Genomic DNA, 18,408 nt, shown 5'->3' on the forward strand with positions numbered 1-18,408 from the left:
CGATGCGCCGAGGGTATCAATTCTACTGAGTCGCGGGCCGCACGCGGAATTGGATAGCAAGATCCGGCGTGACCTCGGCGAGGACGAGGGTTAAGCTGTCAGGTATCGGAGCCATGGCAGAGCGGGTTCGCAGCCTCGCATGAAGCCATCTCAGTCTCCAGCCAGTCAGGAACCAGCAAAGTGACATACGCATACAAGTTGATGAAATCGCCCGTCGGCGAACTGAAGCTCGTGGCAAACGGCAACCGGCTCGCCGCCATCCTGTGGGAAAACGACAAGCCGAACCGGGTGCGCCTGCCGGAAATAATCGAGGCGGATGACCGCCCGATCCTGATCGAAACCGAGCGGCAATTGAACGAATATTTTGCCGGGACGAGAGACCGGTTCGACCTCGAACTCGACTTCCAGGGAACGGACTTTCAGAAGAAGGTTTGGGCGGCGCTCCTGACGATTCCGTTCGGCGAGACGCGCAGCTACTCGGACATCGCCACGCAAGTCGGGAACATCAATGCAGTGCGCGCGGTGGGCGCGGCGAACGGCAGAAATCCGATCTCAATCGTGGCACCGTGCCATCGCGTGATCGGCGCGTCCGGCGATCTGACAGGTTTTGCGGGCGGACTGACGAACAAGATGTTTCTTCTGTCGCTGGAAGCCGGGCAGACCTCGCTGGAAGCGGCTGCGGATTCGAATGCCGCTGAGGCCACTACACCGGCAGCGGCTTCAGGCGCGACGCCGGGAACGGTCGTCAAGGAAGCGGCTGTGAAACAGGCACGCCCGGCGCCAAGCCGTGGGACCCAGCACTCGTTGTTCGGCAACTGAGTGGATTGGATGCAAAGGTCGCGATATTGCGAGGCGGCGTTCAACGCCGCCTGACGCACCACTTCGCCAATGCCACAGGTTCTGCTCGCATAAACGCTCATCGGCCACTTCATTTCAACAATACTTGAAATGTGAAAACGATCAGCGTATCGTTCGGCCATGGACTCGAACCTTGTTGTACGCGCCTTGGGCGCGCTCGCTCATGAATCGCGGCTGGCGATCTTCCGTTTGCTGGTCGTCGCGGGGCCGGATGGTATGGCCGCGGGTGAAATCGCGCAGCAGCTCGGACTTTCCCCATCAAGCCTCTCCTTCCACCTCAAAGACCTGTCACATGCCGAGTTGGTGACACCCCGGCAGGACGGGCGCTTCATCATCTATTCGGCCAATTTCGATTCGATGACGGACCTGATCGGCTTCCTGACCGAAAACTGCTGCGCCGGCGCACCATGCGCCGCGAGCGAGCTTCCCGGCTGCTGCGAAAAATGAGCACGACCAACTCAATGGCGCGCGGCGCACCGCCGGCGATTGGATTCTTCGAGCGTTACCTGACCGTCTGGGTAGCGCTGTGCATCGTAGGCGGCATCCTGGTCGGGCAACTGCTTCCGCAACTCTTCCAGGCGATCGGCCGCATGGAAATTGCGCAGGTCAATCTTCCAGTTGGCGTGTTGATCTGGGCGATGATCATTCCGATGCTGGTCAAGATCGATTTTGCCGCGATGACGCAGGTAAAAAGCCAGTGGCGCGGTATCGGCGTGACCTTGTTTGTGAACTGGTTCGTCAAACCATTTTCGATGGCGTTGCTTGGCTGGATTTTCATTCGGCATGTATTCGCGCCTTGGCTTCCTGCGAATCAGCTCGACAGCTATATCGCCGGTCTCATTCTGCTGGCCGCCGCGCCCTGCACGGCAATGGTGTTCGTCTGGTCGCAACTCTGCAAGGGCGACCCGTATTTCACGCTGTCGCAAGTGGCGCTCAACGACGCCATCATGATCGTGGCATTCGCGCCGCTCGTCGCCCTCCTGCTGGGTTTGTCGGCGATTACGGTGCCATGGGACACACTTATCGTTTCGGTCGGCTTGTACATCGTCATCCCTGTCATCCTTGCCCAGTTTTTACGCCGCCATCTGCTAGCCAAGGGCGACGCGTATTTCCAGCAGGCAGTCGCGCATCTCGCGCCCTATTCGATCAGCGCGTTACTGGCAACCCTCGTATTGCTGTTCGCTTTCCAGGGGCAGGCAATACTCAAGCAACCCCTGGTCATCGCGATGCTCGCGGTGCCGATTCTGATTCAGGTGTTCTTTAATTCCGGCCTCGCCTATCTGCTCAATCGCCGGCTTGGCGTTGCGCATTGTGTTGCCGGTCCGTCGAGTCTGATCGGCGCAAGCAATTTCTTCGAGCTTGCTGTGGCCACGGCGATCAGCCTGTTTGGATTTCATTCGGGTGCCGCGCTTGCAACAGTCGTCGGCGTGCTGATCGAAGTGCCGGTAATGCTGTTAGTGGTCGGCGTCGTCAATCGTTCGCAGCACTGGTACGAGGCAAAAACACAGCGTTAAAGGACACCGTATATGAACGTTACGATCTATCACAACCCGGATTGCGGCACCTCACGCAATACGCTCGCCATGATTCGCAATGCCGGCATCGAGCCAGAGGTCATCGAGTATCTGAAGAACCCACCTGATCGGGCCACGCTGAAGGACCTGATCGAACGCGCCGGGCTCACCGTGCGTGCAACCCTGCGCGAGAAAGACACGCCGTATGCCGAACTCGGCCTCGCGGAGGGATCCTTGAGCGATGAGCAATTGCTCGATGCGATGCTCGCGCATCCGATCCTCATCAATCGCCCCATTGTGGTGACCCCGCTCGGCGTGCGTCTATGCAGACCGTCCGAAGTCGTTCTCGATATCCTGCCCGCACCACAACAGGGGGCGTTTATCAAAGAGGATGGCGAGCATGTGATCGACAGCGCGGGACGGAGGGTTCGTTGATGTCCGGGAATCTGCCTAACATCAGCGCCCCACATTTCCACGCGCCGGATCTGCAGAAACTCGCATTGCACGCGGTTTCGCAGCACGCCCCGCGAATTCTGCTGCTGTACGGGTCGTTGCGCCCCACTTCGTTCAGCAAGCTGCTCACGCTCGAAGCCGAACGCATCCTGCGCCAATTCGGCGCTGAAACACGTGTCTTCGATCCGCACGGCCTGCCGGTCACGGACAGCGTAGCGGCCGATCATCCGAAGGTCGTCGAACTACGCAAACTGTCGGAATGGTCGGAGGGACAGGTGTGGTGCAGCCCGGAGCGTCACGGTACGCTCACGGCGGTATTCAAGAATCAGATCGACTGGTTGCCGCTTGAAAGCGGTGGCGTGCGCCCCACGCAAGGACGCACGCTCGCGGTGATGCAGGTATGTGGCGGCTCGCAATCGTTCAACGCCGTCAACGCGTTACGCGTGCTGGGCCGGTGGATGCGGATGGTGACGATCCCCAATCAGTCGTCGGTGCCGAAGGCGTATCAGGAATTCGACGCCGACGGCAGAATGAAACCCTCCGCCTACTACGATCGCGTCGTTGACGTGATGGAGGAGTTGTACAAGTTCACGTTGCTGGTGCGCGACCGTTCGGATTACCTGACCGATCGTTACAGCGAGCGCAAGGAAGCGCATCCGGAACTGGCGAGCGCGTTGGCGGCCAACGCGATGGTTCATGAAGCAGCGAGCGCTAACGCCGACAGCAACGACAGCGACAGCAGCGAAACAGAGTGACGCCAGCAGCACTCGGCAGTGCTAACCCTGGCGCTCGCGGCGCATAAAGCTCCTATCCTTAAGATGCCCTTTGGGCGTCAACCAGGAGAATGACATGCGCATGCTACTCAATATACGTATTCCGCACGAACCGTTCAACACGCTAGTGCGCGATGGCACTGCAGGCGAAGTGATAGGGCGAATACTTGAAGATATCAAACCAGAAGCCGCCTACTTCACCGAGCAGAACGGAACACGTGGCGCGATACTTATCGTGAACCTCGACGATCCATCGGGAATTCCGGCACTCGCGGAACCATTTTTTCTGAAGTTCAACGCGGACTGCGAGATGCGCGTCGTCATGTTGCCGCAGGACCTCATGAAAGCCGGCCTGGATAATCTCGGCTCAAAATGGAAGTAACGTATACGTTCGTATCAAACGATGAACTTGCCGTCTGCGGTTCATAAGACGCACCCAGACGGCAACGCGCGCAAAGGCGCGGACGCGTGCTCCGATCACCCGAGTTCGAATGAGGTCACGCCAAATACGCGTTCGATTTGAAGATCAGGCAACTCCTGCGTATACATTCGCGCGGTTTCAAAGACGCTTGTCATGCCATGCCGTTCCGCCAGCGCGACAGCAGCGGGATTAGTCTCCGGCACATCGAGGACGATGACCTCGCCCGGCATGCGCGCCACCAACGCCTCGAATAGTTCGCTCGCGATCTCGTCGCTATCGGCGAAGAGCGGACCGATCTTGCATCCCGTTCTGCATCGACGCACTACGCCGTAGCCTGCAAGCTCGCCGTCACGAACTACGGCGAGCGCCGTGGCGTCACGTTGGCCGAGCCAGGTCGCGAGAAAGCGCTCACGCGCGGCCGGAAAGCACTTGCGATCGTAGTCTAGCAGTCGCACGAACGGCAACGCCGACGCATTCAAAATGTTCGAACGGATGTTCGAACTCATCGTGTTCTGGACGGATGCCTGAACGACACCCTGATACCGAATGTTGCGATACGCAAGCTGAAAGCCGGACTTTCTGTAATTTGCCTGCTGAGCGACGACGCCATCCAATCCGATATTGCGCTTACCCAGATAGTCCATGCCGTGCTGCCAGACGCGTATGCCGAAGCCTCTGCCGCGAAACGCCGGCTTCACGATATATAGACCGATAAAACCGAAGTGCTCGCCGTAAGCGATCGCGGAAATGCAGGCAATCGGTTCACCGCGCCACTCGCCGATGAAAAAACCGTTAGGGTCGCCGGCGCGAAAGCATTCAGCATCGTGCAGGCCGGGGTTCCATCCCTCCGCAGCGGCCCATTCGACCGACAACGCCACGTCGTCGGCCGACATGGTGCGCACGATAAAGTCACGGTGCTCGTCCTGATTCATCACGATCGCCTCGCCCACTGTGCCTGGAGCAAGGAGGCCGCCGCATGGCCGCCACCTGGCTTCCATTGATGTATGCCTACGCCGGCGCCACGTTTGCCGACATGCATCGACAGCTTACACGGCCCGGCGCCGGACGATTCCGTCAATCGCTTCCACCCTCCCCTAAGCTTCTCCTAAGCCTAGCTCGCTAAGATCGGGCACACGATCCGTCACACGTCCCTCAAAAACCTCACTGCATGAATACACTCGAAGCGTTCAATCAGGCGCTCTTTCTGATGATCAACGCCACCCCATCGACACCCGCCTGGCAAATCGACATCGCGCGAATGATTGCCGATTACGTCATTTATCTCGTGCCGCTGTCGTTGATCGCGATATGGCTCTTCGGCGATGGGAATCAGCGAGAAGTCGCCGTACGCGCATTCTCTGTAGCCATGCTCGCCCTCGGGCTCAATCAGATTATCGGTCTGGTTTGGCCGCACCCCCGGCCATTCGTGCTCGGCATCGGCCATACGTTTCTGGAGCACGCACCCGACTCGTCGTTCCCCAGCGATCACGGAACCCTCTTCGCCACCATCGCGCTGACCTTATTGCTGGGCGGCGTGAGGCGTTACGGCATGGCGATTCTGCTGTCCGGACTTGCAGTGGCTTGGGCGCGGGTGTTTGTCGGCGTCCACTTCCCGCTAGACATGGTCGGCGCCGTCATCGTGGCATGCGTGGCATTCCTGCTGATCGCGCCGCTGTGGCGGCTGTGCGGCGCCGCAGTGACAGGCAGCCTTGTCAAGGTGTACCGCAAGCTGCTGGCGCGGCCTATCGAGCGCGGCTGGTTGTCCTCATAGGGCTTTGTGAACACGCGACACGCTGCTGCGAAGCTTTATTGCCGGCCGAGGATTCCACCGCGCCTATCGGGTCATCGCCCGAAAATCACTCGGCGACATCTCGTACGCACGACGAAACGCGCGATTGAAATCCGACGCGCTATTGAAGCCCACGCCATAAGCGATCTCGACGATCGCCTTCCCCGGATAGCGGTGCAGTTCATCGGCCGCCTCGCGCAGCCGCCGATTACGAATGTACGCGACCAATCCACCTTCGGGTTCAAAGAGACGATACAAGGTGGGCCGCGAAAGTTGCGACGCAGCGAGCACGCTCTCCGGCGTGAGATCCGCCTGCCCGAGATTGGCTTCGATATAGCGGCGCGCCGTCGCAAACATAGCGGTGCGAGCGGCCGCGCGTGCGTTGCCGGTCAGACGCGCTTCCTTGCCGAAGGCCGCCGCAATCAACAACGCACAAGTGCGCATCGCACGATACGCTTCCTGCCCGTTCATCTTGTGCAGGTTCTGGCTAAGATCGGCGAGATGGCCCGGAATCATGCGCGCAAGTGGCGAATCGTATTCGATCGCGCTGCCATGAATCGACTCCGCTTCCGGCAAGACGGATTCCACCAACGCACGCGGCAGGAAAAAAGCCTGCACACGGCACGCACTACGCACCATCTGCATCGGCTGGTTCATATCCAGGGCGAGAATGCCCGGCCTCGTTTGCAGCGCTTTACGCTTCGGATACAAACCCGTTTCGGTCTCGATGCTGCCCTCGACGGCCACATGAAAAACGAACTGGCGGACCGAATCGGTGGAAATGCGCGCGACGGATCGCGCCTGCGAAACCGGGTCCGTGCGGCAATCCATGAAGGTCAGATCGGCGGCCTTATAGCTGTCGATCGTGCCGCTGAAACCATCGGCCCGCTGCCAGCGCGAGATCGGCACGTCGAGAAAGTGGCCGAGCCGGTCCCGCCACGCGGGCAGTTGCTCACTCGGCGCTGCGCGGTGCGTATTAAAGTGGCTGTGAACGCACGCCGGGGGCGCCGCATCCCCGGCCACAGAATCGGTCGTCAAAGCTTTCCCCTGCGCAGTCTCGTTGTCTGCGAATGATAGCGGCAGACGGCAGCGCTTAAAAGTTTGTGAAGAATGCCCTGGCGGCGACCATGCAGAACGACGCGACCAGTTCACCGTGATAGGCCTGGAGCACGGCCGAGGCGCCACCGTCAGTCGCACCACCCGCTACTGCCTGGTTCGCGAGCGTCGCCTTCGCACTTGCGAAGCCCTGCTTGATAGGCGCGTACGGATCGTTGGGCCCGGAGATCGGAGAGTCCACGTCCAGCACGGACGTGAGCCCTGCCGGCACCTTGGCGTTCTGCCAGTAGGCCTGCTCGATGCGTGCGTTGAAGAAGAACACGGTGGGATCCGAGCCGCCACCACACAGCAGAACCGGCGCGCGCGGCAACCAGTTACGCAAGTCATTGCGCTTGAACGCCTGGCGCAGCGGGTGCATCGGGTTCGCCGCCGGCGTCAAGGCCACCGTGCTGTTGGGGAACGCGCCATCGGGATTGGCCGCAGCATCTTCCAGAAGACTCAGGCGATAAGCGTTGCGCACGAGATTGGCGTTGCCGAATCCGGTAGCAAACACTGGCGTCAACGAGGGCGGGGTGAGGGGCGGTGAAGTCGGCGGCGTCATCGAAGCATATTGCGGCGCGGGCGGAACGTTGCTGAAGAGTTGCGTCGAGGGTAGTTTCCCTTTCGAAAATAGCGTATCGAGCGGCTGCAGGCTCGGCAGGAGATTCTCGATGCCCGGGGCATAGGCCGCTTCATAGAAATCGCCGGGCTTGCGGTAGATGTTCTCGTAGGCATGCTGGTAGCCCGTCACGATCAAGGTCGTGAACAACGTCGACCCCAGGTTCACCTCGCCTTCGATGAGCGCGTCCGCGGTGGCGGCAAGCGCATACGGACCCGATCCTGGTGCGGACGCCGTGACCTTGACACCGGCCGCCTGCAAGGCACGATGCGTCGCGAGGGCCACGAAGCCGCCTTGCGAATAACCGGTAACGAAGAGCTTGCCGTTCTCGCGCGTCTTTCTCTCCGGCTTTGCCGCACTCAGTGCGGTCCGCGCCGCCCGCAGCGAATCGATCACATCGGCGGATTGCTGGTCTGCGTTCAGGTAGGGGTGATACGTGAGGTCGGAGCCGGCATAGCCCGCGTAGTTAGTCGCCACCACGATATAGCCCTGGGCCGCGTACATGGCGGCCACGCTGATGCCTTCTCCGGCGCCGTCGCCGTTGCCCGGATCGGTTTGCGTGATATCGGCAATGTTGTAGTTGCGGTACGCGGTCGTGCCGTGCGCGTAGAGCATTAACGGACGTGGCCCGCTGCATGCCGCCGACCGTCCGCCCGGAATCATCAGTGCGCCGCTGGCGGTGGTGGGCTCGCCCGCGCCGCCGATGGTGCGGTAGCGGAAGGTCACGATCTCGACCCCGCAGGCGGGCGCGCCGGCGATCTGTGCGAGTTGCTGACCGGACGCGTTCGACGCAAGCAGTTTCGAAAACGCCGCGGCGCTGAGCCGTAGCGTGACGCGCTGTTCGAGTAGCTGGCCGCGGGCCTTGCATCCCTCATCGCAACCGGAGCCGGCTTGCGCATAAGCACTGCCGCCCAACGTGAAACATGTCAGCAGCACGAGGGCCGCGTTCCGCATCGCTACAGGCATGTGAGGCTCCGTTTTGTTGGTTCTTCTTGGCGCTTGTTGGTGCTTGTTGGTATTGCGGCGATTGGGCTGCCTTACATACAGAGTGAGAGGAGTATAGGTAAACAGATTGGCGTGCCGCCAGCCTCATCCTTCACGAATTTTGCAATGGAATGCGTCATGAGATGTCCGGCCACGAGGCCCGCTCGGCATAAGAAACGCCGACCGGGCTCGCCACTGGCTGATGGGTTCAGGTCGCAGCTTGCGTCGACCTTTCAATGTGGTCCGCGCGTGCGGCCTACTTCCAGAGCGTGCGGCCGAAGAAGGTCAGCGTGCGGTCCCAGGCCTGCTGCGACCAGACCGGATCGAACTGGGTCCTGGAGATGCGGCCCGGCCCGACCGCCGTTTCGTTCGCGAACGCGTGGTACGCAAGATAGCGATGGAACTCGACGTCGACATTGGCCGCGCTGAGCTTGGACTCCAATGCATCGACCGTTTCAGCCGGGAAGAATTCGTCCTGGGTCGCCCAGTGACCGAGAACCGGAACCTTGATTTTCGATGCGTCGATGTACTCGAGCGGAGGGAAGCCGTACCACACCACCCCGGCCGACACCTCAGGGATATTGCATAGTGCAAGCAACGTCAACGCGCCGCCCATGCAATAACCGGTCACGCCAACGTTCGCCGAGTGCTGCTTCAGATACAGGACAGCGCCACGCACGTCCTGCGTCGCGGCATCGCCGAAATCGAGTGCGCTCAGCAAATGATTCGCCTCGGCCTCTTCAACCGTCGACTTACCGCGGAAGAGGTCTGGCACCAGCACCAGATAGCCGGCCTGCGCGAGCCGGTCCGCCACGCCGCGAATCTGGTCGTTCAAGCCCCACCATTCCTGAATCACGACGATGGCAGGTGCGCCCTCCAGCTTCGTTGGCTTGGCCAGATAACCCTGAACGTCTTTGCCGTCAGGGCGATTAAACGTGATCATCGATCCTGCAGTGCGTTGCATCAGTTGCTCCTCGAAGTAGCCGAAGCCGCTAGCATAGCGCCAGAGTGGCAGTGTCTGCTGAGCCCCCGGCAAGCTGATCAATACGACCTGTACGTCACGACTTTGCGGCGATGATCTCCTTCGTCACCTCGTTGCGATCCATGGTCCGGTTCCTGATTGAATTTGGCCAAAGCCGCCCCTCGAATCCATACTGCGGCTTACCCGTCGTTTCCGGTTCAGGCTACTCATGTTCGTTCTCGATCACATTGATGGAATCCGCAGCTTCAGATTCCGCGGACGCTTCAAACCATCAGTGGTGCTGTTCCTTATTGCCGGCGTCTTATTGAATCCGACCTTCGGCAACGCCGGCTTGCCCGGCCCGCCGACCGTCCCCGTTACTCATGTGCGAATTCTTCGCCTGTCCGGGGACGTGGTGAGAGAGGGCCGCTGGGCCTTTCTTATCACCGCGCTGAATCACACCGTAGCGACCTACGGCCCGTACGTCATCGACGCCTATTTTTCACCGATGTCGGCCCAACGCGAGATCGACGAGGTGATATCGGGCCGCCTGATCAACGTCATGGCGAGCGAGCCCGGACACGCGGAACTCGACACCGCGGCGATTCCAGTGCCGATTCCCATCGACCGCGGGCTGCTCGGCTACCGCGTGGCGCTGATCAATGAGGGCGAACAGGCGAAACTCGACAGCGTCCACGACCTTCAGGGCCTTCGCACACTCAGCATTGGCCAGGGCCAGGGTTGGGGCGACGTCCCCATCTACCGCGCGGCCGGCGTTCCACTCGTCACCGCCAGCCGCTACGACCTGCTTTTTCCGATGCTGGCTGACCACCGCTTCGATATGTTCCCGCGCGGAGTCGTTGAAATCACGCGTGAAATCAAGGCCTTTCAAGCTACCTACCCTAATATGAGGATCGACTCGCATCTGCTGATCCGATACCCGTACGCGCAGTTCTTCTATGTCAGCCAAACCGAGCCGTTACTGGCGAAGCGGATTCGGGACGGCCTCGAAGCCATGCTGAAGGACGGGAGTTTTGAGGCGTTATTCCGCGAACACTTCGCGCAAGGCATCACCGATCTGCATCTGGAGCGCCGCGTGCTGATCGATTTGAAGAATCCCTTGCTCCCGTCATGGGTGCCTCTGGATCGCAAAGAACTCTGGCTCGATCCCTTCGACGGCAAGAAACGGAATTGATGTGAGGACGATAGGCGTTAAGGATTTCCTGACCCAAAAATCAGGAAACCACCAGCCTATAGTCCGGACTACCTGACGGCGACACTCAAGCGCTGAGTTTAAAGTGGTTCTTTACATACCATCGCCGGATTCCCGTTATGAACGACTACTTTTTGCCGCGCGAGAAAACAGTCGAACGCATTGACGAGTTGTGCGTACGTCTATTCGAGCTTTGGTGTGAAGAAAGAAAACTGGTACCACTCGCCTATCTTTTGCACTGCTGGCCGTTGACCGGCCACGATACGGTTGTGGTCAAGCGTCTGGCTGACGCCATGTCGGATCTGTGCCAGTTCCAGGCCACGAAGCTCAGTGCTCGTGAGTCGGCCCTGGTCCGCGAAATCATCGGCAACGCCCGCGAAATCATCGGCGAGTCGCTGCCGCGTGGCGCGAGAGCCGCGAACGGCGCAGGCATTATGTGGGCGCGCGTGCGGCTCGCGAAGGCAGCGGGTCAGGTACCGGCGTTTGCCGCAGCGGACTTCCTCGACGGCCCCTTATAGACCGCAATTCGGCGACGAGTGCAGAATACACCAACAAGAATCACAGCACTCGCGGGGAAATATGCTGGCGAATAGCGTTGGTTCACTCCTTGTCTCGCCCGGCCGATTCAGGCACAGCGTGGTTTTTCGGCTGCTGGCCACCGTGCTGCTGTTCAGTTGCGCGGTCACGTTATTGCTCACCGCACTCCAGCTTGATCGCGACTATAGCCGCGGGGTCGAGCTGATCGAAACACGTTTATCAGACATCGATCGAAGCAATCGGGACAGTCTTGGCGAGGGTCTGTGGCAGCTGAACCGCACTGAACTCCAGCTTCAACTGAACGGCATTCTGCGGCTTGCCGACATGTGCGCCGCCGAGGTGCGCGAGACCGGCGCGAGCGCGACGCCACTGGTGGTGACGGCCGGCGAGCGCAGGACAGGCGCCGTGATATCCCGCGAATTTCCGATCTTTTACCGGATCCACGGCGCCCAGCAGAAGATCGGCACCCTCTATGTGCAAGCGACGCTTGCCAATCTCTATCAGGCGCTGGCGCAAACCGCGCTGGTCATTCTGATCAGTCAGGCTACCTATACGTTCATCGTCGCGCTGTTCACCATCTACATCTTCTCGCGCCTCGTTACGCGGCATCTCGCCACGATTGCACGACTGGTCGGCGAATACGACTTCCGTGCGGCGCCCAAGCCGTTTGTCCTGCCGCGCCGCCAGCCACGCTGGCCAGACGAACTCGATCGCGTGGTCGCCGCGTTCAATAGCATGGGCGCGCGGCTGCATGACGCCTATCTCGCCGAACGCGACGCCACTGCTCAGCGCGAAGCGCGGCACCTCGCCGAAGCCGCCAACCGCGCCAAGAGCGAATTCCTCGCGAACATGAGCCACGAACTGCGCACGCCGCTGAACGGCATCCTCGGCTATACGCAGATTCTGCTGCGCGACGGCAGCCAGAGCGAGCGCCAGCGCAACGCGGTCGAAGTGATCCACCGTAGCGGCGAACATCTGCTGACGCTGATCGACGACACGCTCGATTTCGCGCGCATCGAAGCCGGCAAAATGCGCATCGAAATGGCCGACGTATCGCTGCCGGGTGTCCTCGATACGATCCACGACATCATCAGCGTGAAGGCGGAGCAAAAACGCCTGCGATTCCTATGCGAGCTCGCCCCCGACCTGGGCTGCGCCGTGCGGGCAGACGAGCGCCGCTTACGGCAGGTGCTGCTTAATCTGTTGGCGAATGCCGTCAGATTCACGGACACAGGCTGTGTCAGCCTGCAAGTCAGCCGTGCGCCCTCCGGCTTCGTGCGTTTCTGCGTGCGTGACTCGGGAATCGGCATCGCGGCCGACAAGCTCGGCGCGATTTTCGAGCCTTTCGAGCAGGCCGGCGGCCCCGACCGGCGCGCCGGTGGCGCCGGGCTCGGCCTCGCGATCAGCCAGCAGTTCGTGCGCGCAATGGGTAGCGAAATCCACGCGGAAAGCACGGTCGCGAATGGGAGCGTCTTCTGGTTCGATCTCGCGCCGGCCGCCGCCGATGCGCCCGCAGCACGCACCGCCCCGGCAACGCCGGCCGCGCCACGCGTGACGGGTTACACCGGTCCGCGCCGCAAAGTGCTGGTGATCGACGACGAACCCGTCAATCGGGCGGTCCTGGTCGAACTTCTGGATCAACTGGGTTTTGACACCATCGAGGCCGCAAGCGGGCATGAGGGGCTCGCGAAGGCGCGCAGCGAGGCTCCGTCGCTCATCATGACCGACATCCTGATGCCGGAAATGGACGGGCTCGAAACCACACGCAGACTGCGCCGGTTGCCGGGACACGGCGATATTCCGATCATCGCCGTGTCGGCAAATCCTTCCTGGAGCGATGCGAAACGGAGCACCGACGCAGGCGCGAACGCCTTCCTGCCCAAGCCGGTCGATTTCGACCGGCTGCAGGCCCATCTGGCGGATTTGCTGGCGCTCAAGTGGACTGACTCGCCGACGCCTCACTCGCCGCATCCTGACGCATCGCACACGCACGCCCCCGTGTTGCCCGATGACGAACTGGACAAGCTGCATCGTCTCGCCCGTCTAGGCGACATGCGTGCCATCGCCGGATGGGCCGACAGGATGGCGGCCCTCGACGCGCGAAATCTGCTATTCACAACAGAGTTGCGTGCACTCGTGAAGGGCTATCAGTCAAAGGCCATCCTGCTGCTCGCGGAGGAATATCTCGAGAGGAAGGCCAGCCATGAATGACATAACGATCGCGGCAGAACCGGCCACCATTCTGGTTGTGGACGACGCGCCGATCAACATCGGTGTCGTGGCCGAAAGTCTCGAGGACAAAGGCTTTCGCGTGTTCGTTGCGCTCGACGGCGAGGAGGCGCTCGAGCGGGCGCAATTTTCGCAGCCTGACCTGATCCTGCTCGACGTGAAAATGCCCGGCATAGACGGCTTTGAAACCTGTCGCCGGCTCAAGCGCAATGAGCTGACCCGCGAAATTCCGGTGATCTTCATGACGTCGCTCGCCGATCCCGACGACCTCGTCGAAGGCTTCTCGGCGGGCGGAATCGATTACGTCACCAAGCCGTTCCAGATCGCCGAAATGTTGGCGCGCATTCGCACCCACCTCGCGCTGCGCGCCATGCACAAGGCACTTCGTTCGCAAAACGAAAGTCTCTCGAGCGAGGTCGCGGTTCGCCAGCAGGCGCAGGAAGCCCTCTCCCGCGTGCGCGACGAACTCGAAGACCGCGTCGCCGAACGGACCGGCCAGCTCGCGCGCGCGAATGCGAGCCTGCTTGTCGAAATCGACGAACGCATACGGACCGAAACGAAACTCGTGTCGAGCGAAGCGCGCTTTCGCACCATCGTCGAGACGAGCCCGGTGCCGTTGTGCATTACGTCCATGGACGATGGGCAGGTCCTCTACATGAACGGGCCGTTCCGCTGGCTGTTCGGTTTCGGCGTGGAAGATCGCGCCACCACCTACATGAGCGACTTCTATGTTGACCCGACGGAGCGCGACAGAACGGTCGAACTTCTGCGCCACGAAGGCGGATTCACCAACAACGAGATCAAGTTCAAGAATTCGGCAGGTGAGCACTTCTGGGCCGTGGCGACTGCTCGGATTGCGACCTTCGCCGACGCCCCGGCAATCTATGTCGGTCTCAACGACGTCACCGCGCGCAAACAGGCAGAAGAGAAGTTACGCGCCAGCGAAGCCAGTCTTGCGAACGCCCAGCGGCTGGCCAAGCTTGGAGACTGGGAATGGACCGCGGCCGCCGGCGTCACGCACTGGTCGTATGAAATGTACCGGATCCTCGGTTTGGAGCCGAACGGCGTGCGGCCCAGCTATCGAACGCTGCGCGCGGCGATTCATCCTGAGGACCGGGCCGCTGTACGGCGCGCCGTGCGTGCGGTCATCGCCGACCGGCAGCCGCATTTTCTCGATTGCCGCCTGACCGGCGGAGACGGCGCGCCACGCATCGTACAACTTCACGTCGAAGCAGCGCACGAAGGGCCGGGCCATCCGCTCAAGCTGGTCGGCACGATTCAGGACATGACGGAACGCAAGCGGGTCGAACAGGAACTGCTCGAGTCGCGCGAACGCTTGCGCGAATTGTCCGCGTACATGGAGGCGGTTCGCGAAGAAGAACGAAAGTGGATCGCCATGGAAATTCACGACGAACTCGGGCAATTGCTGACCGCGCTGAAAATGGACGTGTCGTTACTGCGGATGCGGCTCGACAGCGATTCGGAAGCCGCCAGGAAAACCGAAGACATGCGTGAGCTGGTCGAGAAGACCATCTGGATGGTGCGCAATGTGGCCAGCCACCTCAGGCCGGCTGCGCTAAACTTTGGCATCCTGTCGGCACTCGAGTGGCTCGTGGACGACTTCGTTCGACGTAATCGCATGCCGTGCCAGTTGTTGATCCATGGCAGCGAACCGGTTCTGCCGGATGCGCATGCAACGGCCGTATTCCGTATCGCGCAGGCCTCCTTGACCAATGTTGCGCGCCACGCCGACGCGTCGCGCGTCGACGTCACGCTGGACGCAAGCAACGGCGCATTGACACTCCATATCAGCGACAACGGGTGCGGCTTTGATCTGCCCGCGGCGCGCCGGCGCTATTCCTACGGATTACTCGGCATGAGCGAACGCGCGCGGCTGATTGGCGGCACGTTGCAGATCGAAAGCACGCCCGGCGCGGGCACAACCGTCTCTATTCACATCCCGCTCAGGACCGAGAAAAGCACATGATAAAGATCCTCATTGCAGACGACCATGCGATCGTGCGAGGTGGGCTGAAGCAGATCATCGCGACCACCACCGACATGATCGTCGCCGACGAGGCCGCCGAAGGCGCCGAAGTGCTCGAGAAACTACGCGCACGGTGTCCCGACCTGTTGCTGCTCGATATGACCATGCCGGGTATTAGCGGCATTGACCTGATCCGGCGCATCAGGGCCGAATACACCGCCCTGCCCGTGCTCGTGCTGAGCATTCACAACGAGGCTCAGGTCGTCTCGCGCGCGCTGCGCGCCGGCGCAACCGGCTACCTCACGAAGGACAGCGACCCGGAGATCCTGCTTGCCGCGATTCGCAAGCTCGCCGAAGGCGGCAGATTCATCGATCCGAAGCTGGTGGACTCGATGATTTTCGGCACTCACTCCGGCGACACCCCTCCGCACGACATGCTGTCCGATCGCGAATTCCAGGTGTTGCAAGCGCTGGCCGCGGGTAAAAGCATCAACGATATCGCTGAAGCGTTCGCACTCAGCGCGAAGACCATCAGTACACATAAAATGCGCCTCATGCAAAAACTGGGGATCACTAATAATTCAGAATTGATTCGCTATGCGATCAGGCATCACATTAGTACCGAATGAATTCAACTAAGGAAATCCCTACGCGAACATCAGCATTTCCCGATGCCGAATTCGGCGGTGGCCGGTCGACAAATTTTTTTGACCTTCTTATGCTTATCAGGAGCTTTTCGTTTATGATCACTCCGCAGCGAAGTCGGCACTCTAAAAATAACCCTGTTCTGAGAAAGCACGCCGCTAAATTGTTAAATCCTGGTATGTGGCAATAATGCCCGCACCTTGCATTGTGATCTGTAAAATTGACTGATTACCGTCTCTCAGGTTCTGGCATGCAATCCTCGGACGCCAGAGTCTTTCCGGCCGACACAATGTGTCGGCTTTTTTTTCCGATCAGTTACCGCAATAGAAATGCGGCTGACTCGCAAGTCATTAATTCAATAGAGAAATTAATTCTTCCGCAAACCTTTGCCGGATTAAACCATTTGCAGACAATCGGCCTTAGGCAAACCAGATAACTGGTACTGCCATGAAAGACAGACTGCGGTGTCGGCTTGAGAGAAAGGATCATTAACTCTCCCGTATAAGATATCCGAATTATATTTGTATGAACAATAGACGGATGCAGACAGAACGGTGTGCATTGCAGCCGTCCGATACCGATGCCCAGCGGTATCTGAAAGGAACGAGCCGCACTTCGTACGGGCCGTCACTATACTGAACCGGTCCCCTGGAAATCCCATTGCCCGATCGATTCGATACGATTTCGCCCTCGTTCCTTCGCGCGATATAACGCTCGATCCGCAGCCTCAACGATCTGGTGCACGGAACCCATACCGGCCGATCCGAAAACGGCGATCCCGATACTCACCGTCACGAAGTCGCCAAGCGACGTCTCATTCCTGATACCCATCGAGCTGACGGCAGCCAGCATTTTCGCTGCCACCTGGCGTGCGCCGTCTTCGTCCGTAGCCGGCAGGATCGCGGCGAACTCTTCGCCACCGTAGCGTGCAAGCAGATCGCCACTGCGCGGCAGAGCGGTTTGCAAAGCGCTCGCCACCGCAACAAGACACCTGTCCCCCGTTGGGTGGCCGTAGCGGTCGTTTAACTTCTTGAAGTGGTCGATATCGATAAGCAGCAAGCCGAGTGGGAGCTGGTTGCGAGCCGCACGGTTCCATTCGAGCGCGAGCGTTTGATCGAAGCAACGGCGATTCGCCGCATTGGTCAACGCGTCCGTGAGTGCAATCTTTTCGAGGCGGTCTCTCGCGTCGCGCAACTCCTGCTGGGTTCGCACCAATCGGCTTTGCAAAGCTGCCGTTCGTATGGTGTGGACGACTAACGCGGTGACTATGCCAACCGTCCCGACATAAAAGTGTTCGCGCATCAGCGGAATGCTCAACGCGAGCAATGCCAGCGTATAAAAAATTGGACTACCGTTCTCGATGACAACGGCAAGGGGCCGCGTCTCCTCATCGACATCAGCTTCGCGCTCCTGCGACGGCCGCATCATGCACGCAGCGCCCAACAGAAGAAAAGGAACGTCGACTATCACGTCGATCACAGCATGACCGTCTGAAGAGGCGGCCCAATTGTTGTACACGCCGGCCACGATTGCATAGATCCACAAGTAGCCGCACAGCAGCTTGTAGAACCCGCGGTCTTTTTCTCGCGGCAAAAGACGAAGACGCAGCGTCACCGCCACAGCAAGAACAATGTTCTCGACGTTGTAGGTCAGCAATAGGACCGAAGCCGAGATTGGCTCGAGCGCAGTATCGGAAAACGGCACTACGGTAAAGATGGTGATGTACGCAAGATAGGCGGTCAATACTGCCTGAATTCCATCCATCCACACGAAGAGCGGGATTCGCTGCCTGCTTGAAACGGACGAAATGGCGAGGAGTATCGGCACGCCATAGAGAAAGAAACAGAAGTCGGAGAACCACGCAATGCCCCCCGGCATCTGTTGGAACAGATCTTCCCAGGCGCTGAAACCAATGCCGCAGACCCACAGAAACAGGCCGGCAGCGAGCAGAATCCACGGCGTGCGCGATTGTCGCTGCGCGGCGCGAGCGCGCCAGCAGGCGGCCGCAAACGCGAACGACGGAGCAAGTATGAGAAACGGATAAGTGACCAGCGTCGCCCGGGATCGAAACAGCATCAGGCAAACTGCGTGCGCGCCCAGAAAAGACAAGGCGAACCATGCGAGATGTATCGATTTTGGAGAGCGGTCCAAGATTTCACCCCGAACTTGAGGAAGCCAGGTGAAAACCATCGCGAAGCCGATGGCGATTCAGCTTCTCTTGTGTAAGCCGACAATATCGATAATCTTAGCTGATGGTATGTCAGGCGAACACCCGAAAGTGATCAGGGTTCGCCCTCTCCGCTAAACGCGGCAAGTGGGCAGCAGATTCA

At 60.1% G+C, this 18,408-nt stretch carries 17 protein-coding genes; 12 read left to right on the forward strand and 5 right to left on the reverse strand.

What is annotated here, in order from left to right:
• Nucleotides 1-180 precede the first annotated feature (180 nt).
• The 6 genes from R8871_RS02985 to R8871_RS03010 all read left to right on the forward strand — a co-directional run bounded on the left by R8871_RS02985 (nt 181) and on the right by R8871_RS03010 (nt 3,980).
• Entirely contained in the window at nt 181-819 is a 639-nt protein-coding gene (locus tag R8871_RS02985) for a methylated-DNA--[protein]-cysteine S-methyltransferase (RefSeq protein WP_246287326.1), read from the forward strand.
• Between the two features lie 159 nt (nt 820-978).
• The gene (locus tag R8871_RS02990; RefSeq protein ID WP_175048972.1) at nt 979-1,305 is read left to right on the forward strand and encodes an ArsR/SmtB family transcription factor; all 327 of its coding nucleotides are present in this window, start codon (nt 979-981) and stop codon (nt 1,303-1,305) included.
• Entirely contained in the window at nt 1,302-2,372 is a 1,071-nt protein-coding gene (gene arsB / locus R8871_RS02995; protein ID WP_175048973.1) for an ACR3 family arsenite efflux transporter, read from the forward strand. Before R8871_RS02990 ends, arsB begins: the two co-directional genes overlap by 4 nt.
• Before the next feature lie 12 nt (nt 2,373-2,384).
• Entirely contained in the window at nt 2,385-2,807 is a 423-nt protein-coding gene (gene arsC, locus R8871_RS03000; protein WP_175048974.1) for an arsenate reductase (glutaredoxin), read from the forward strand.
• On the forward strand, nt 2,807-3,580 hold the full coding sequence (arsH, locus tag R8871_RS03005; RefSeq protein WP_175048975.1) for an arsenical resistance protein ArsH: 774 nt from the start codon (nt 2,807-2,809) through the stop codon (nt 3,578-3,580). Before arsC ends, arsH begins: the two co-directional genes overlap by 1 nt.
• Nucleotides 3,581-3,674: 94 nt before the next feature.
• The gene (locus R8871_RS03010) at nt 3,675-3,980 is read left to right on the forward strand and encodes a panthothenate synthetase (RefSeq protein ID WP_175048976.1); all 306 of its coding nucleotides are present in this window, start codon (nt 3,675-3,677) and stop codon (nt 3,978-3,980) included.
• Between the two features lie 95 nt (nt 3,981-4,075).
• Here R8871_RS03010 and R8871_RS03015 read toward each other — a convergent pair whose 3' ends face one another.
• The gene (locus R8871_RS03015; protein WP_175048977.1) at nt 4,076-4,951 is read right to left on the reverse strand and encodes a GNAT family N-acetyltransferase; all 876 of its coding nucleotides are present in this window, start codon (nt 4,949-4,951) and stop codon (nt 4,076-4,078) included.
• A gap of 236 nt (nt 4,952-5,187) precedes the next feature.
• On the opposite strand from R8871_RS03015, the gene R8871_RS03020 reads away from it, so the two are divergent.
• Nucleotides 5,188-5,790, forward strand: coding sequence for a phosphatase PAP2 family protein (locus R8871_RS03020; RefSeq protein ID WP_175048978.1), 603 nt, complete (start codon nt 5,188-5,190; stop codon nt 5,788-5,790).
• Nucleotides 5,791-5,853: 63 nt separating this feature from the next.
• Here the strand turns inward: R8871_RS03020 and R8871_RS03025 are convergent, their stop codons facing one another.
• The 3 genes from R8871_RS03025 to R8871_RS03035 all read right to left on the reverse strand — a co-directional run bounded on the left by R8871_RS03025 (nt 5,854) and on the right by R8871_RS03035 (nt 9,470).
• Complete coding sequence (locus tag R8871_RS03025; protein WP_175048979.1) at nt 5,854-6,846, reverse strand: helix-turn-helix domain-containing protein; 993 nt, start codon at nt 6,844-6,846, stop codon at nt 5,854-5,856.
• 55 nt (nt 6,847-6,901) lie between these two features.
• Nucleotides 6,902-8,488 carry an alpha/beta hydrolase family protein gene (locus R8871_RS03030; protein WP_175048980.1) on the reverse strand — a complete coding sequence of 529 codons (1,587 nt, stop codon included), beginning with the start codon at nt 8,486-8,488 and terminating at the stop codon, nt 6,902-6,904.
• A gap of 274 nt (nt 8,489-8,762) precedes the next feature.
• Nucleotides 8,763-9,470, reverse strand: a complete 708-nt coding sequence (locus R8871_RS03035) for a dienelactone hydrolase family protein (protein ID WP_175048981.1) — start codon at nt 9,468-9,470, stop codon at nt 8,763-8,765.
• A gap of 226 nt (nt 9,471-9,696) precedes the next feature.
• Here R8871_RS03035 and R8871_RS03040 point away from each other — a divergent pair, with 226 nt between their 5' ends.
• The 5 genes from R8871_RS03040 (at nt 9,697) to R8871_RS03060 (ending at nt 16,062) form a co-directional block, all read left to right on the forward strand.
• Complete coding sequence (locus R8871_RS03040) at nt 9,697-10,662, forward strand: amino acid ABC transporter substrate-binding protein (protein WP_175048982.1); 966 nt, start codon at nt 9,697-9,699, stop codon at nt 10,660-10,662.
• Nucleotides 10,663-10,799: 137 nt separating this feature from the next.
• Entirely contained in the window at nt 10,800-11,198 is a 399-nt protein-coding gene (locus tag R8871_RS03045; RefSeq protein WP_175048983.1) for a hypothetical protein, read from the forward strand.
• A 118-nt stretch (nt 11,199-11,316) separates the two neighbouring features.
• Complete coding sequence (locus R8871_RS03050; RefSeq protein ID WP_322789504.1) at nt 11,317-13,428, forward strand: response regulator; 2,112 nt, start codon at nt 11,317-11,319, stop codon at nt 13,426-13,428.
• Nucleotides 13,421-15,433, forward strand: a complete 2,013-nt coding sequence (locus R8871_RS03055) for a hybrid sensor histidine kinase/response regulator (RefSeq protein ID WP_175048985.1) — start codon at nt 13,421-13,423, stop codon at nt 15,431-15,433. The genes R8871_RS03050 and R8871_RS03055 overlap by 8 nt, the downstream gene beginning before the upstream one ends.
• Complete coding sequence (locus R8871_RS03060) at nt 15,430-16,062, forward strand: response regulator (RefSeq protein ID WP_054040705.1); 633 nt, start codon at nt 15,430-15,432, stop codon at nt 16,060-16,062. The genes R8871_RS03055 and R8871_RS03060 overlap by 4 nt, the downstream gene beginning before the upstream one ends.
• 646 nt (nt 16,063-16,708) lie before the next feature.
• On the opposite strand, the gene R8871_RS03065 is transcribed toward R8871_RS03060, so the two are convergent.
• On the reverse strand, nt 16,709-18,154 hold the full coding sequence (locus R8871_RS03065) for a GGDEF domain-containing protein (RefSeq protein ID WP_175048986.1): 1,446 nt from the start codon (nt 18,152-18,154) through the stop codon (nt 16,709-16,711).
• Between the last annotated feature and the right edge of the window lie 254 nt (nt 18,155-18,408).

This window comes from Paraburkholderia sediminicola, assembly GCF_902859805.1.
Taxonomy (GTDB): Bacteria; Pseudomonadota; Gammaproteobacteria; order Burkholderiales; family Burkholderiaceae; genus Paraburkholderia; species Paraburkholderia sediminicola.